The sequence below is a fragment of the Rathayibacter sp. VKM Ac-2760 genome, assembly GCF_009834185.1.
In the GTDB taxonomy this organism is placed as follows: Bacteria; Actinomycetota; Actinomycetes; order Actinomycetales; family Microbacteriaceae; genus Rathayibacter.
The window spans coordinates 947,864-962,734 of record NZ_CP047173.1; the positions used below are offsets into that span (position 1 = coordinate 947,864).

Below are 14,871 nucleotides of genomic sequence, written 5' to 3' on the forward strand. Positions count from 1 at the left end.
CCCCAGGACGAAGGAGTACCGGTGATCTCGGAGACGACGCTGCTGCAGCAGTTCCCGGCGGAGGTGCCCGTCACGGCCGCGGCCGTGGTCGGCACGCGCACGGACCGCACGCCGATCCTGGTCGTCCTGGACGACGACCCCACCGGCACGCAGTCGGTCGCCGACCTGCCGGTGCTGACCGCGTGGGCGGAGGACGACCTCCGCTGGGCGCTCGCGACCGGAGCGCCGGCCGTCTACGTCCTCACCAACACGCGCAGCCTCGCTCCGGCGGATGCCGCCGAGCGCAACAGCGCGGTCGTGGCGAGCGCGCTCGCCGCCGCCCGCGCGATCGACGTGCCCGTCGCCTTCGTCAGCCGCGGCGACTCGACACTGCGCGGGCACTTCCCGCTCGAGACCGACGCGATCACCGCGGCGCTCGACGGCGCGGTCGACGCCGTGATCGTCGTTCCCGCCTTCCCGGACGCGGGACGGATCACGATCGGCGGCGTCCACTACATGCGCGGACCGGAGGGACTCCAGCCGGTCGCCGAGACCGAGTTCGCCCGCGACTCCACCTTCGGCTACGCGCACTCCGACCTGCGCGAGTGGGTGGCGGAGAAGACCGACGGGCGCTGGCCGGCCGACCGCGTCGTCGCGCTCGGGCTCGAGACGGTGCGGGCGGGCGCCGACGCGATCGCCGGCGTGCTCGCTCCGCTCCGCGACGGGGTGCCGGTGGTCGTCGACGCGGTCACCGAGGACGACCTGCGGCTGCTCGCGCTCGGGCTCGCGCAGGCGGAGGAGGCGGGCCTGCGGGTGCTCTACCGGGTCGGCCCGCCGTTCGTCCGCGCCCGCATCGGCCAGGAGGTGCGCCCGCCGCTCTCCGCCGCCGAGGTCTTCCCGAGCGGATCCGACGCGGACGAGCGCGCGCGCGGCGGTCTCGTCGTCGTCGGCTCGCACGTCGGCCTCACCTCGCGCCAGCTCGCGCGGCTCTCGGCGACCGGCTCGCTCCGCGCGACCCTCGAGATCGACGTCGACCGCGCCGTCGATCCCGATCGCGCCCCCGCGCACCTGGACGAGCTCGTCGAGCAGGCGGTGACGGCGCTCGCCGGGGGCGACGTCGCCGTGCACACCAGCCGCTCGCTCCGCCGCAGCGACGACCCGCAGGAGAGCCTCGACATCTCACGGCAGGTCTCCGCGGCCGTCGTCGCCGTCGTTCAGGGCGTCCTCGCCCGGGTCCGCCCGCGCTTCGTCATCGCGAAGGGCGGCATCACCTCGAGCGACGTCGCCTCGAAGGGCCTCGGCATCCGGCGCGCGATCGTGCGCGGACCGATGCTGCCCGGACTGGTCTCGCTCTGGGAGCCCGTCGAGGGCCCGGCCGCGGGCATCCCCTACATCGTCTTCGCCGGCAACGTAGGTGACGACGAGTCGCTGGCGCAGGTCGTCGCGACGCTCCGCGCTCCCGCGCTGTGACGGCGCACTCGCCCCGAACCCCCCTGGAGGACCCCGTGACCACGCTCGACCCCGCTCCCACCCCCGCCTCGGAGTACACCGTCGCCGTCCTCGGGCTCGGCGCGATGGGCCTGCCGATGGCGACGCGCCTCGCCGGCTCGCTCACCGTGCACGGCTTCGACATCGCCGAGCCGCGTCTCGCGCTGGCCCGCGAGGCCGGGATCACGCCGTTCGGCTCGGCCCGCGAAGCGGTGGCCGGCGCCGACGCGACCCTGCTCGCCGTGCGCAACAGCGCCCAGCTCCGCGAGGTCCTCTTCGGTGCGGACGGCGCGGAGGGGATCGCGACCGCGCTGCGCCCCGGCTCGGTCGTGATCATGACCAGCACCGTCGGCATCACCGACGTCGTCGACGTCGCGGCGGCGCTCGCCGAGCACGGGGTCGACCTGGTCGACGCCCCGCTCAGCGGCGGGCCGGTGCGGGCGGGGGCGGGCGATCTGCTGATCGTGGTCGGCGCGACCCCCGCCGCCCGCGCGCAGGCGCGGCCCGTGCTCGACCTGCTCGCGTCGACCCTCAGCATCATCGGCGACCGCCCGGGCGACGGCCAGGCCTTCAAGACCGTCAACCAGCTGCTCTGCGGCGTGCACATCGCGGCCGCGGCCGAGGCGCTCGCGCTGGCCGAGAAGCTCGGCCTCGACCCGGCGGCCACGCTCGAGACGCTCTCGGCCGGAGCGGCCGGCTCCTTCATGCTCGGCAATCGCGGGCCACGGATGCTCCAGGCCGGCGAGGAGGGCGGGGCGGAGGTGCTCAGCCGGCTCGACATCTTCGTCAAGGACCTCGGCATCGTCACGGCGGCCGCTCGCGGAGCCGGGCTCGCGACGCCGGTGGCCGCGGCGGCCGAGCAGCTCTTCCTGCTCGGCGCGGCCCACGGGCTCGCGGCGGCGGACGACTCCGCCGTCATCGCGGTGCTCGCCCCGCCCGCCTGATCGGACGGGGGCGGAGCGCCTCAGCAGCGCCTCAGAGCAGCGCCCAGGTCTCGCGGAGGCGATCGCGCCACCACTCCAGCCGCTCCGGCGAGACCGAGTGGCGCAGCAGCAGCGCCTCCGACACCTCGACCCGCTCCACCGGGATCGCGCCGCCGACCGGGCGCAGCGGCCGCTCGGTGACGTCCGCGGCGAGCAGCGAGGCGGTGCCGAGTCCGCAGTCGTAGGGCAGCTCGGGCAGTGCCGCGGCGAGCGCCGCTCCCATCGCCAGCCCCACCGAGCTGTCGAGGGCGCTCGAGACCACCGCGGGCAGCCCCGCCTCGGTGACGATCTCGAGAGCCCGCCGCACCCCGCCGAGCGGCTGGGCCTTCACCACGAGCAGATCGGCGGCGCCGGCCCGGGCGACGGCGAGCGGATCAGCGGCCTTGCGCACGCTCTCGTCCGCGGCGACCGGGATGCCCATCCACTTCACCCGGCGGCGCAGATCGGCGAGCTCGTCGACGCTCGCGCAGGGCTGCTCGACGTACTCCAGGTCGGACCCCGCGAGGGCGTGCACCGCGTGCTCCGCCTCGTCGACGTTCCAGCCGCCGTTCGCGTCCACCCGGATGCGGCCCTCCGGCCCGAGCACGCGGCGCACCTCGGCGACCCGCGCCACGTCGTCGGCGAGCGTCTGGCCGCGCTCCGCCACCTTCACCTTCGCGGTGCGGCAGCCGTGGTAGCTCGCGAGGATCCCGGCGACCTCGGCGGGATCGACCGCCGGCACGGTCGCGTTCACGGGGATCCGGTCGCGCAGGGGAGCGGGCTGCTCGCTCCAGCCGTAGTCGAGGGCGGCGCGGAGCCACGCGGCCGACTCGGCCGGCCCGTACTCGAGGAAGGGCGAGAACTCCGTCCAGCCCTCCGGCCCGCGCACCAGCGCGATCTCGCGGTGGTCGACGCCGCGGAAGCGCGTCCGCAGCGGCAGCGCGACGACGCGGAGCCCCGCGTCGACCTCGCCGAGGGAGGGCAGGGGGGCGGAGAGCAGGGGAGCGGGAGGCACGACATCGTCCATCCGCCCATCATCCTCCGCCTCGGCATCCGCCCGGGACGGGCGCACGCGGACCCTCCGGAGCAGCGCTCCGCCCGTGCGAGACTGACGTCGACGACGCTCGACCCCGGAGGGACGCGATGAGCCACGAACACCTGAGCCCGCCCCCGGCCGACCCGGCCCAGGCGGGCCCGCCCCCGGTCGCTCCGGCCGGCCTCCCGGGTGCGCCGCGTCCGCTCGGCACCGGCGGCTGGGTCGCGCTCGCCACCAGCGTCGTCGTCGGCGTCGTCTACACCGGCGTGCTCGGCACGCTGCTGGCCCTCGGCGTCGGCACCGCGATCGACGCGACCGCCGACGCCCTGCCCACCGAGCTGCCCGGCTTCACCGACGAGCCGTTCGGCGAGGCGACCGACGACCCGGGCACCGGCGACCCGACCGATCCGCTCTACGACTACCCCGGCTACCAGGACGGCGACGCCGCCTTCGTTCTCGCGCAGCCCTCCGCCGAGGAGGCGATCGCGCAGTCCGAGGCGGCCGTCGCGGCGATCGAGTCGACCGTCCTCGACGGCTGGACCTCGGCCGACGACGAGTACTACGAGCGCTCGGAGAACGGCTACGGCGGGCCCTCGCTGCTCTACGACTACATCTCCGCGACCGAGTACGCCGACGCCGACCTCTCCTCCGACGCCGCGAAGCAGGCCGTGGTCGACGTCTTCACCGCCGCCGTCGCGCCTCTGGGCTTCGACGCGGTCGACGTCGCCGACACCCCCGCCGAGTGGTCGGAGGTCGGCTACGAGTACGAGGGCGGCCTGAGCGACGAGGAGGCGGGCGCCGCGCTCTGGATCGTCACCGCCTACTCCACGGTCGAGGACGTGCCCGCGATCGAGATCGGCCTCGTCGATCTCTCCGCCGACAGCACCGGCGAGGTGGAGGGGATGCTCGACGACGTCGGTCTCACGCCGCCCGCGAGCGGCGCGTTCCTCGCCGGCTACGCCAACAGCGTGCTCGAGGAGGGCGACCGGAGCGAGTTCACGGAGCGGATGCAGGCGTTCGGCGGCGTCGCGGCCACCTGACGCCCCGCACCGGCCCTCCCGGTACCGGCACCGCGGTGGCCCCGCAAGCCCGAGCAGATCCTCGGCCCGCCGCCTAGCGTGAGGGCATGGCCCAACCCCGAGCGACCAGACCCCTGCGCGACTACGCGGCGATCGGCGACGGGAGGACGGTCGCGCTGATCGCGAGCGACGGCAGCGTCGACTGGATGCCCGTCCCCGATCTCGGCTCGACCCCTGCCTTCGCCGCGCTCGTCGACCCCGCCACCGGCGGCTGCATCGAGCTCGCCCCCGAGGAGCCCGCGGAGTCGACCCGCCGCTACGTGCACGAGACGAACGTGCTCGAGACCACCTTCACCACCGAGTCCGGCACCGTGACGGTCACCGACGCGCTCGTCACCGGCATCGCCGGCCGCCTCCCGTGGGCCGAGCTGGCCCGCCGCATCGAGTGCACCGACGGCGAGGTCCGGATGCGCTGGGCCGTCCGCCCCGGCACCGGCCTCGGCACCTTCTCGCCGTGGATCCAGAACGCCGACGGACGCTCGCTGATCCGCGCGGGCGACATCACCATCGGCGTCACCGGCAAGGACCACGGCCCCGTCGACGAGGCCGCGCCCTCCGGCGCCGGCGACGAGCTCGCCGGCTCCTTCGTCGCGACCGCCGACGGCGAGCGCCACGTCCTGGTGATCTCGGCCACCCACGACGAGCCGCTGCACTTCCCCGACGCGGTGAACGTCGACCGCGGCATCGACCGCACGATCGAGAGCTGGCAGTCCTGGTCGGACGAGTTCTCCTACGACGGCCCCTGGTCCGAGGCGGTGCAGCGCAGCGCGCTCGCGCTCAAGCTGCTGATCTACTCGCCCACCGGGGCGATCGCGGCGGCGGCCACCACCTCGCTCCCGGAATCGCCCAACGGCAACAAGAACTGGGACTACCGCTTTGCTTGGGTGCGGGACGCCGCCTACACCGCGCACGCGCTGGTCCGCTTCGGGCTGCGCGAGGAGACGCACGCCGCGATCTCCTGGCTCCTGCGCACCATCAAGGAGCACGGGCCCGACCTGCACATCTTCTACGGTCTCGACGGCTCGCTGCCGACCGGCCTGACCGAGTACGACGTCCCCGGCTACGCGGGCATCGGCCCGGTCCTCGCGGGCAACGGCGCGCAGAGCCAGCTGCAGCTCGGCGTCTTCGGCGACCTCTTCGACATCTGCCGCATCTACGTCGACGCGGGCAACGTGCTCGACATCGGCACCGGCCGACTGCTCGCGCGGATCGCCGACACCACCTGCGATCTGTGGCGCAACCGCGACGCCGGCATGTGGGAGCTCGAGGAGGAGCAGCACTACACCTCCTCGAAGATGGGCTGCTGGCAGGCGCTCGACGCCGCAGTGCACCTCGCCGAGCTCGGCCAGGTCGCGGGCAGCCCCGACCGCTGGCGCTTCGAGCGCGACCGCATCCGCGACTGGATCGAGGAGAACTGCTGGTCCGAGGAGCTCGGCTCCTACGTGATGTACCCGGGCACCGAGGAGCTGGACGCCTCCGTGCTGCTGCACGCGCCGAGCGGCTACGAGCGCAGCGAGCGGATGGTCTCGACCATCGACGCCCTGGTGAAGGAGCTGGGGCGCGGAGCGCTGATGTTCCGCTACTCCGGAATGGAGGCCGAGGAGCACCCCTTCGTCGCCTGCTCGTTCTGGCTGGCCGGCTCACTCGCCTGCGTCGGCCGCCACGACGAGGCGATCGCGCTGATGGACGAGCTGGTCGCGACCGTGCCGAACGACGTCGGGATCATGTCCGAGATGGTGGCCGTCGACGACCTCGCCTTCTGGGGCAACCTGCCGCAGGGCCTCAGCCACCTGGCGCTGATCAACGCCGCGATCACCATCGAGGAGCTCGCCCCGGAGAAGGTCGGCTCGCGCTGACGGCTCCGGCGGCCTGCAACGGTGCCGCCGATGATCGTGTCGGTGCCGTGCTAGACCCGCCGGCGGGTTCGCGCAACCCGGTTGAGGGGCTCCCGCCGGGCGCGTAGACCGGAGTCATCACCCTGGGCGGCCCCGCTCCTGCACGGCTCGGACCACCGGGTCGTCGCGTGCTCTGCGGCGGCCGTCCAGCCCTCCCTGTCCCGGCGCCGTCCAGGTCGCGCACCTCGCGCGTCCGGGCGACGTCCAGCCGGAGGAGTCACACTCGAAGTCGGGTTTTCCGCATCCCGGCACTGTCAGAGAAAGGAACGGTCCATGACCACCACCCTCGAACGCCACGTCGAAGCCCCCGCAGGCTCCGGAGCGAAGACCAGCCGCCGCCAGAACGCCGAGAAGGGCTTCAAGGCCTCCAAGGAGCTGCTCGACAGCCTGCAGATCGTGCTCGTCGACCTGATCGAGCTCCACGTCCAGGGCAAGCAGGCGCACTGGAACGTCGTCGGCAAGAACTTCCGCGACCTCCACCTCCAGCTCGACGAGATCATCGACTCGGCCCGCGAGTTCAGCGACGACATCGCCGAGCGCATGCGCGCCCTGCACGGCATCCCGGACGGCCGCAGCGACACCGTCGCGGCGACCACGACGCTGCCCGAGTACCCCCACGGCGAGATCGACACGGCCGAGACCGTCGACCTCATCACCATCCGCCTCGAGAACACCGCCGCCACCATGCGCGAGGTGCACGACCAGGTGGACGACGAGGACCCGACGAGCGCCGACCTCCTCCACGCGATCATCCAGAGCCTGGAGCAGTACGCCTGGATGGTGTCGGCCGAGAACCGCACCACCTCCGCCGCCAAGTAGCTCCACCGCACCACCTGTCGAGGGACCCCGCATCAGAGGGGTCCCTCTTCTGCGTCTTGCTGATCGAGTAGCCCGCGCAGCGGGCGTATCGAGATCCCCGTCGCCCGCAGTTCCGGCGACAGGGGTCTCGATACGCCCTTCGGGCTCCTCGACCAGCGGGGGGTGCGCCGTGCGGGCCTCCGGAGATCCCGCCCCCAGCCCCCGACAGTAGGGTCGGACCCATGAGCACGCAGGTTTCCGAGCTGTTCGACGCGCGCCGCTGGGCCCCCGTCGACGGGTTCGACGGTCTCGAGGACATCACCTACCACCACGACCGGTCGGGCCGCATCGCCCGGGTCGCGTTCGACCGCCCGGAGGTGCGCAACGCGTTCCGCCCGCGCACCGTCGACGAGCTGTTCCGGGCGCTCGAGGACGCCCGGACGAACCCGCGCATCGGCGTCGTGATCCTCACCGGCAACGGGCCGAGCCCGCGCGACGGCGGCTGGGCGTTCTGCTCCGGCGGCGACCAGCGGATCCGCGGCCGCGACGGCTACCGCTACTCCGACGGCGAGACCGCGGAGGGCATCGACTCCGCGCGCAACGGCCGCCTGCACATCCTCGAGGTGCAGCGGCTGATCCGCTTCATGCCGAAGGTCGTCATCGCCGCGGTCCCCGGTTGGGCCGCGGGCGGCGGGCACTCCCTGCACGTCGTCTGCGATCTGACCATCGCCTCCGCCGAGCACGGCCGCTTCAAGCAGACCGACGCCGACGTCGGCTCGTTCGACGCCGGCTACGGCTCCGCGTACTTCGCCCGGCAGATCGGCCAGAAGGCCGCCCGCGAGGTCTTCTTCCTCGCCCGCGAGTACTCGGCCCAGCGCGCGTACGAGATGGGCGCCGTGAACGCGGTCGTCCCGCACGCCGAGCTCGAGGCGACCGCCCTGGAGTGGGCGGAGACGATCCTGACCAAGTCGCCCACCGCGATCCGGATGCTCAAGTACGCCTTCAACGCGGTCGACGACGGCCTGGTCGGCCAGCAGCTCTTCGCCGGCGAGACCACCCGCCTCGCCTACGGCACCGACGAGGCCGTCGAGGGGCGCGACTCCTTCCTCGAGAAGCGCGCTCCCGACTGGTCGCCGTTCCCGTGGCAGTTCTGAGCACGGCGGCGCGGCGATGACCCGCCCGCTCGCCTCCGTCGATCCGGCCCCGGAGAAGGTGCTCATCGCCCTGCGCGCGGCGCTCGACGGCAGCGGCCCCGCGGTCCGGATCGCACCCCCGGGGTCGGCGGGCTCCGACGGGGCCGCGGTCGTCCCGCAGCGCGTCGCCGTCGTCGTCGAGACCTCCGGCTCGTCCGGTCCGCCCAAGCGCGTGGCGCTCGCCACCTCGGCGCTGCTGACCAGCGCCTCCGCCACCCTCACCGAGCTCGGCGGTCCCGGCCGGTGGCTGCTCTGCCTGCCGACGCACTACGTGGCGGGCGTGCAGGTCCTGGTCCGCTCGCTGACCGCCGACGCCGACCCTGTCGTGCTGCCGGCCGGCGGCTTCGACGCCGCCGCCTTCCTCGCCCTCGCGCGGGCGATGCCCGCATCGGAGCGGCGCTACTCGTCGCTGGTGCCCGTGCAGCTCGCCCGTCTGCTCGACCTCGCCGAGAGCGACCCCGCCCAGGCCGCCGTCCTCGCCACCTTCGACGCGCTGCTGATCGGCGGCCAGTCGACGCCGCAGACGCTGCGCGAGCGGGCCGCCGCGCTCGGCGTGCGGATCCGGCTCACCTACGGCTCGAGCGAGACCGCCGGCGGCTGCGTCTACGACGGCGTCCCGCTGCGGGACGTGCGGATGCGGGTCGTCGACGGCCAGGTCCTCCTCGGCGGCCCGACTCTCGCGGAGGGCTACCTCGACGCGGACGGCGGTCTCGACGCCGAGCGCAGCGCCGCCGCCTTCGTCTCGCTCGAGGGCGAGCGCTGGTACCGCACCGGCGACGCCGGCGTCGTCGTCGACGGTCGCCTGAGCGTCACCGGCCGCCTCGACCGGGTGATCGTCTCGGGCGGGGAGAAGGTCTCGCTGGACGCCGTGGAGCGGGTGCTGCGCGACGGGCTCCTGCCCGACGCGGTCGTGGTGCGTCGCTCGGATGCGCAGTGGGGCGAGGTGCCGGTCGTCGCGACGGCGGCTGCGGGCGTCGACCTGGCGAGGCTGCGCTCCGCAGTCGTCGAGCGGCTCGGCCGCGCGGCCGGTCCGGCGGCCGTCCTCGCCCTCGCGGAGATCCCGCTGCTCGCCTCGGGCAAGCCCGATCGCCGCGCACTCGAGAGCCTCGCGGCGGCCGACGGGGTCTGACGACAGGCCCGGACGGGGGCGGAGAACGACGCCTCATCCGGCGGCCGACGGCCCGGGACGCGCATGGACCACTCGGTAGGATTCCCTCCGTGTCGAGTTCGAGTCGCAAGAAGAAGCCGTCGGCGAAGCCCCGGAGCGGTCGCCCCGGCGGCGATCCCCGCCGCGTCGCCGTCGAGCCCGCAGGCCCGCGCGAGTGGATCGCCGGCGCGCGGCTGCGGACGCTCCCGCTCGCCATCGCGCCCGTCCTGATCGGCACCGGCGCCACCCAGGTGACGGACGAGGGCTGGCACTGGGTGCGAGCCCTGCTCTGCCTGGTCGTCGCCCTCGCCCTGCAGATCGGCGTGAACTACGCCAACGACTACTCCGACGGCATCCGCGGCACCGACGCCAACCGCGTCGGCCCCTCCCGCCTCACCGGCTCGGGAGCGGCGAAGCCCCGCGCCGTCCTCACCGTCGCCCTCGTCTTCTTCGGCATCGCGGGAGTCGCGGGCCTCGTGCTCACGATCCTCTCCGGATTCTGGTGGTTCCTCATCGTCGGCGCGGCCGCCATCGCCGCCGCCTGGTTCTACACCGGCGGCCGGCGGCCCTACGGCTACCTCGGTCTCGGCGAGCTCTTCGTCTTCGTCTTCTTCGGGCTCGTCGCCACCGTCGGCACGACGTTCGTGCAGATCGGCCGCGCGAACCAGGAGTCCTGGCTCGGCGCCGTCGCGGCCGGCCTGTTCGCCTGCGCGGTGCTGATGGTCAACAACATCCGCGACATCCCGACCGATCGCCTCTCCGGCAAGCGGACGCTCGCGGTCGTCGTCGGTCCGACCGTCGCCCGCGCGCTCTACAGCGCCTTCGTGCTCGTGCCGTTCGGCATCGCCGTCGTGCTCGCACTGTTCTACCCGCTGGCCTGGCTGACGCTCTTCGTCCTGCTGGCGGTGCTGCCCGCCATCCTGATCACGCTGACGGCCCGCACGGCCAAGGAGCTCATCCTCGCCCTGCAGCTCACGAGCCTGGCCGGCCTCGCCTACGCCGCCATCCTCGGCGCCGCCCTCGCCTTCTGACGCTCTGCTCCTCGAGCAGCCCCGCACTCATGGCGGTCGAGTAGGCCGGCACTGTTGCTGGTCGAGTAGCCCCGGAGGGGCGTATCGAGACCCGCAGGCACCGAAACGCCGAGTCTGCAGACCACCGTGCGGGCGTCGGTGGATCTCGATACGCGCGCTTCGCGCGCTACTCGATCAGCAGGGGACGGTGCGTCCGCCGTGCGTGCTGCTCACTCAGCGAGAACGCGCCCGCTACGAGGGCTCCACTCGCGGCGGGGTCAGGCGCCCGGGCGCCCGTCGCGGGCCGCGTCGACGGCGGCGTCCTCGATGTCGTCGTCGGTGGGCGCGCGCGGCACGTCCTTGCGCCGCTCGTAGATCGCCTCGGCGATCCGCTCGCGCGGCTTCCGCAGCACGATGTACGAGAGCGACATGCTCGCGATCGCCGCGACGAAGCCGGCGGTGACGGCCGCGGTGAGCTCGGAGTCGACGAAAGAGCGCGCCGGCAGGTACACCAGCACGAAGACGCCGGCGAACATGGCCAGACGCAGGAGCGAGTAGACGACGACCGCGCGGCTCAGTTTCACCGGGCAAGTGTACGTCGCCCCCCGCACACGCGTCCGTGAGCACCCCGGGAGGTCCCTGTCCAGCATCCGTGCGCCGGGTTCCTTCGAGGACGCCGGACGTAGACTGGATCCCATGATCCGCCTCGTCATCGGCCTGCTCGTGGCCCTCGCCGTCTTCACGGTCTACACCGTGATCGACGTCGCCATGAGCAACCGGCACGCGGTGCGCGCCATCCCCAAGTGGTCCTGGGTCCTCGTCGTCCTGCTCCTCCCGCTCATCGGCGCCGGCCTCTGGTTCTGGATCGGCCGCCCGCGCAAGCAGCGCTCCGAGGGTCGCCGGTACACGGCGCCCGACGACGACCCCGACTTCCTCGGCACCCTCCGCCGGGAGAAGGATCCGGAGCAGGAGCGCGAGCAGGCCGAGCGCATCGCCCAGCTCGAGCGCGACCTCGCCGACCTGGACGACTCGGGCGAGTCCGACGGCACCGGCCGCCGGGATGCCTGACGCGGCTCCGGTCGCCCCCTCCACCCGCCTCGCGGTCGACCTCCTCACCCGCTTCGTCGCGCTCGGCGTCCGCGACGTCGTCGTGTCTCCCGGATCGCGCTCCCAGGCGCTCGCCCTCGTCGCCGCCGAGCTGGAGACCCGCGGCTGCGTCCGGCTGCACGTGCGGATCGACGAGCGCTCGGCCGGCTTCCTGGCCCTCGGACTCGCCCTCGAGACGGGGACGCCAGCGGTCCTGATCACCACGTCCGGCACCGCGACCGCCAACCTGCACCCCGCCGTGCTGGAGGCCGACGCGTCGGACGTGCCGCTGATCGTGCTCACCGCCGACCGCCCGGAGGAGCTGCGCGGCATCCGCTCCAACCAGACGACCGACCAGGTGGAGCTGTTCGGCCGGGCCGTCCGGCTCTTCGAGGACGTCGCCGCCCCCGACGCGCAGACCGACTCGGCGGCGGTCGCCGCCCTGGCCGACCGGGCTCTCGCCGCCGCGACCCGCCCCGGCGGTCCCGTGCACCTCAACCTCGCCTTCCGCGACCCGCTGTCCTCGCGCCTCCCCGCGTTCGAGGTGCCGGAGCCCGGCTCCGCCGCGCCCGCAGCGGACTCGGCGGTCGTCGCGGAGACGATCATGGCCGGCCCGGAGGAGCCGCTGACGGTCGTCATCGCGGGCGACAAGGCCGGCGCCGAGGCCGAGGCGCTCGCGCGGGCCGGCGACTGGCCGCTGCTCGCGGAGGTCTCCTCCGGCGCGCGCTTCGGCCCGCAGCTGGTCGTGTCCTGGCGCCGCCTCCTCGCCGAGCCGGAGTTCGGCGGGCGCGTGCGCCGCGCGATCGTCCTCGGCCATCCCACCCTCTCCCGCGAGGTGCCGGAGCTGCTGCGCCGCGACGACGTCGAGGTGATCGTCGTCGACCGCGGCCGCCGCGAGTTCTACAACCCGGGCAGGCGCGCCCGAAGCGCCCGCGCGCTTCAGGTCCTCCGCCCCGACGACTCGCCGCGTCCCGAGCGGGCGGAGCGCGCCTGGGCCGGCTCCTGGATCTCCGCGAGTCGTGCCCTGCTGGCCGACGCCGACCCCGATGCGATCGCCGAGGCCCCCGACAGCGGCTCGATGTCGCTGGAGGACCGCCGCGGCTACGCCCGCAACGCCCTGACCGCGATCCGCGCTCCGCTCACCCGGGAGTTCGTCGTCGCCGCCGTCTGGCGCGTGACCTGGCCGCACGACCGCCTGCTCTTCGGCGCCTCGCGCCTCATCCGAGTCGCGGACGGCTCGCTGCCCGGCAAGAAGATCACCGTGCACTCCAACCGCGGCCTCGCGGGCATCGACGGCACGGTCTCGACCGCGCTCGGCATCGCCGTGGCCTCGCAGGGTCGCCATGCCGGTTCGGGAGGCGCGACCCGCGTCGTCCTCGGCGATCTGACCCTGCTGCACGAGGCGGGCGGCCTGCTCCTCGCGCCGGGCGAGCGCCGCCCCCGCGTGCAGCTCGTCGTCGTCAACGACGGCGGCGGCACCATCTTCGACGGGCTCGAGGTCGCCTCCAGCTCGGCGCCCGACGCCTTCGACCGTGTGCAGTTCACCCCGCAGACCGTCGACATCGCGTCGCTGGCGAAGGCGTACGGCTGGTCGCACCGCCTCGTCGCCACCCGCGGCGAGCTGGAGCAGGCGCTCACCTCGCCGGGTGACGGCCCAGGCATCGTCGAGATCGCCCTCGCCCGCTAGCCCGGCGACTCCTGGAACCCCGGTCGGCAGCGCTTCGAGCGCCGGGCCGTCCCGAGCGGCGGTCAGCCGAAGGCGTCGAGGACGGGGCGGAACTTCATCCCGGTCTCGGCGAGCTCCGCCGCCGGGTCGCTGTCGGCGACGATGCCCGCGCCGGCCCAGGCGGTGACGCCTCCGTCCGCCGTGACCTGGGCGCTGCGCAGGCCCACGGCCCACTCTCCGTCGCCCCTGCCGTCGATCCAGCCGACCGGGCCGGCGTAGCGGCCGCGGTCGAAGGGCTCGAGCTCCTCGAGCAGTGCGAGGGCGCGATCCGTCGGGGTCCCGGCGACGGCCGCGGTCGGATGCAGGGCGTCGACGAGGTCGAGCGCGGTCGAGGCGTCGTCGAGCGTGCCGCGGACGTCGGTCGCGAGGTGCCACAGATTCGGCAGCTTCAGGGCGAAGGGCTCGGGGGTCGTCGTCAGTGCGCCGGTGTGCGGCTCCAGCTCGCGCAGGAGGCTCGCGATCGCGAAGGCGTGCTCGGAGCGGTCCTTCGCGCTGGTGAGCAGGGCGCGGGCGATCGCGGCGTCCTCCTCGGCGTCGGCGCCGCGGGCGCTGGTGCCGGCGAGGACGCGGGCGGTGATCGCGCCGTGGTCCACTCCGACGAGCGTCTCCGGGCTGGCCCCGAGGAAGCCGTCGACCGAGAACGTCCAGCAGTCGGGGTAGCCGTTCGCGAGATCGCGGAGCAGGCGGCGGCGGTCGGCCGCGCGGGGGAGCCGACCCTGGAGATCGCGGGCGAGGACGACCTTGTCGAGCGCTCCGGAGCGGATCGTGCCGACGGCCGAGGCCACGGCGGCGCGGTAGTCCGCGGGGGACATCGCACCGGGGAGGAGGGGCAGGCGGTACTCGTCGCCGTAGGGAACCGCCGCGGGGACGGCGCCGGCGTCCGCGGGCTCGTCCGCCGGCCGGATCCTGGTCAGCCACGACCGCCCGCCGCGCGAGCCGATCACGACACTCGGCACGATCAGGACGCTGCGCGCGCTCGAGCCGCTCGAGAAGGCGAAGGCGCCGAACGCCACCAGACCCGTCCCCGGCACTCCGAGCGGGTCCTCGACGACCGTCGAAGCCGACACTGCGCGCCACGCTGCAGAGGCCTCGCGGATCCGATCCGGCCCCGAGAACTCCAGGCGCAGCGCCTCGCCGATCCCGGCCAGCCCGTCGCCGCCGCGCTGCCAGAGCAGCGGAGACAGCGGATCGACGCGGCGGATCAGCTCCTGCGGGCCGTCGAGAGGAGTCGTCTCGGCATGGAGGGGAGGAGCCCCGGCCCCGATCGACGTCACTCCTCCACAGTACGCCCGCGCCGGAAGGTGAGACGTTGTGCGCCGCGAACGCCCTCGCCCGGGGGCCCGCTGCTACTTTCTAGTCGTCCGGGGCCGCCGCAGCTAGGCGGAGCAAGGCGGCCCCGGCGCTACTGCCCCGGCCCGGCGTCCCTCCCCCGGATGCCGAGTCACGGCGAGCGGTGCCGGGGCGGCGGATGC

General features: G+C 74.2%; 13 protein-coding genes. 10 read left to right on the forward strand and 3 right to left on the reverse strand.

Annotated elements, in window-relative coordinates:
• Positions 1–21: 21 nt before the first annotated feature.
• Both GSU72_RS04255 and GSU72_RS04260 read left to right on the forward strand, forming a co-directional pair.
• On the forward strand, positions 22–1,449 hold the full coding sequence (locus GSU72_RS04255) for a four-carbon acid sugar kinase family protein (protein WP_159983955.1): 1,428 nt from the start codon (positions 22–24) through the stop codon (positions 1,447–1,449).
• A gap of 35 nt (positions 1,450–1,484) precedes the next feature.
• A complete protein-coding gene (locus tag GSU72_RS04260; protein WP_279631724.1) occupies positions 1,485–2,411 on the forward strand; it encodes an NAD(P)-dependent oxidoreductase in 927 nt (308 codons plus the stop codon).
• Between the two features lie 31 nt (positions 2,412–2,442).
• Here GSU72_RS04260 and GSU72_RS04265 read toward each other — a convergent pair whose 3' ends face one another.
• Positions 2,443–3,456 carry an o-succinylbenzoate synthase gene (locus tag GSU72_RS04265; RefSeq protein WP_159983956.1) on the reverse strand — a complete coding sequence of 338 codons (1,014 nt, stop codon included), beginning with the start codon at positions 3,454–3,456 and terminating at the stop codon, positions 2,443–2,445.
• Positions 3,457–3,572: 116 nt separating this feature from the next.
• Between GSU72_RS04265 and GSU72_RS04270 the strand changes: the two genes are divergently transcribed.
• The 6 genes from GSU72_RS04270 to GSU72_RS04295 all read left to right on the forward strand — a co-directional run bounded on the left by GSU72_RS04270 (position 3,573) and on the right by GSU72_RS04295 (position 10,608).
• A complete protein-coding gene (locus tag GSU72_RS04270) occupies positions 3,573–4,505 on the forward strand; it encodes a hypothetical protein (RefSeq protein WP_159983957.1) in 933 nt (310 codons plus the stop codon).
• Between the two features lie 86 nt (positions 4,506–4,591).
• Positions 4,592–6,400: a glycoside hydrolase family 15 protein gene (locus GSU72_RS04275; protein ID WP_159983958.1), complete on the forward strand. Its 1,809-nt coding sequence runs from the start codon at positions 4,592–4,594 to the stop codon at positions 6,398–6,400.
• 312 nt (positions 6,401–6,712) lie between these two features.
• Positions 6,713–7,258, forward strand: a complete 546-nt coding sequence (locus GSU72_RS04280) for a DNA starvation/stationary phase protection protein (RefSeq protein WP_159983959.1) — start codon at positions 6,713–6,715, stop codon at positions 7,256–7,258.
• A gap of 221 nt (positions 7,259–7,479) precedes the next feature.
• The gene (locus GSU72_RS04285; RefSeq protein ID WP_159983960.1) at positions 7,480–8,391 is read left to right on the forward strand and encodes a 1,4-dihydroxy-2-naphthoyl-CoA synthase; all 912 of its coding nucleotides are present in this window, start codon (positions 7,480–7,482) and stop codon (positions 8,389–8,391) included.
• A gap of 16 nt (positions 8,392–8,407) precedes the next feature.
• On the forward strand, positions 8,408–9,559 hold the full coding sequence (locus GSU72_RS04290; RefSeq protein WP_159983961.1) for an AMP-binding protein: 1,152 nt from the start codon (positions 8,408–8,410) through the stop codon (positions 9,557–9,559).
• Between the two features lie 89 nt (positions 9,560–9,648).
• Positions 9,649–10,608: a 1,4-dihydroxy-2-naphthoate polyprenyltransferase gene (locus GSU72_RS04295; protein ID WP_159983962.1), complete on the forward strand. Its 960-nt coding sequence runs from the start codon at positions 9,649–9,651 to the stop codon at positions 10,606–10,608.
• Positions 10,609–10,865: 257 nt separating this feature from the next.
• On the opposite strand, the gene GSU72_RS04300 is transcribed toward GSU72_RS04295, so the two are convergent.
• On the reverse strand, positions 10,866–11,171 hold the full coding sequence (locus GSU72_RS04300; RefSeq protein ID WP_159983963.1) for a DUF4229 domain-containing protein: 306 nt from the start codon (positions 11,169–11,171) through the stop codon (positions 10,866–10,868).
• Between the two features lie 112 nt (positions 11,172–11,283).
• Between GSU72_RS04300 and GSU72_RS04305 the strand changes: the two genes are divergently transcribed.
• A complete protein-coding gene (locus GSU72_RS04305) occupies positions 11,284–11,655 on the forward strand; it encodes a PLDc N-terminal domain-containing protein (protein WP_159983964.1) in 372 nt (123 codons plus the stop codon).
• On the forward strand, positions 11,648–13,360 hold the full coding sequence (gene menD, locus GSU72_RS04310; protein WP_159983965.1) for a 2-succinyl-5-enolpyruvyl-6-hydroxy-3-cyclohexene-1-carboxylic-acid synthase: 1,713 nt from the start codon (positions 11,648–11,650) through the stop codon (positions 13,358–13,360). The genes GSU72_RS04305 and menD overlap by 8 nt, the downstream gene beginning before the upstream one ends.
• Before the next feature lie 62 nt (positions 13,361–13,422).
• Here the strand turns inward: menD and GSU72_RS04315 are convergent, their stop codons facing one another.
• Positions 13,423–14,673 carry an isochorismate synthase gene (locus tag GSU72_RS04315; protein WP_244255967.1) on the reverse strand — a complete coding sequence of 417 codons (1,251 nt, stop codon included), beginning with the start codon at positions 14,671–14,673 and terminating at the stop codon, positions 13,423–13,425.
• Positions 14,674–14,871: the final 198 nt, after the last annotated feature.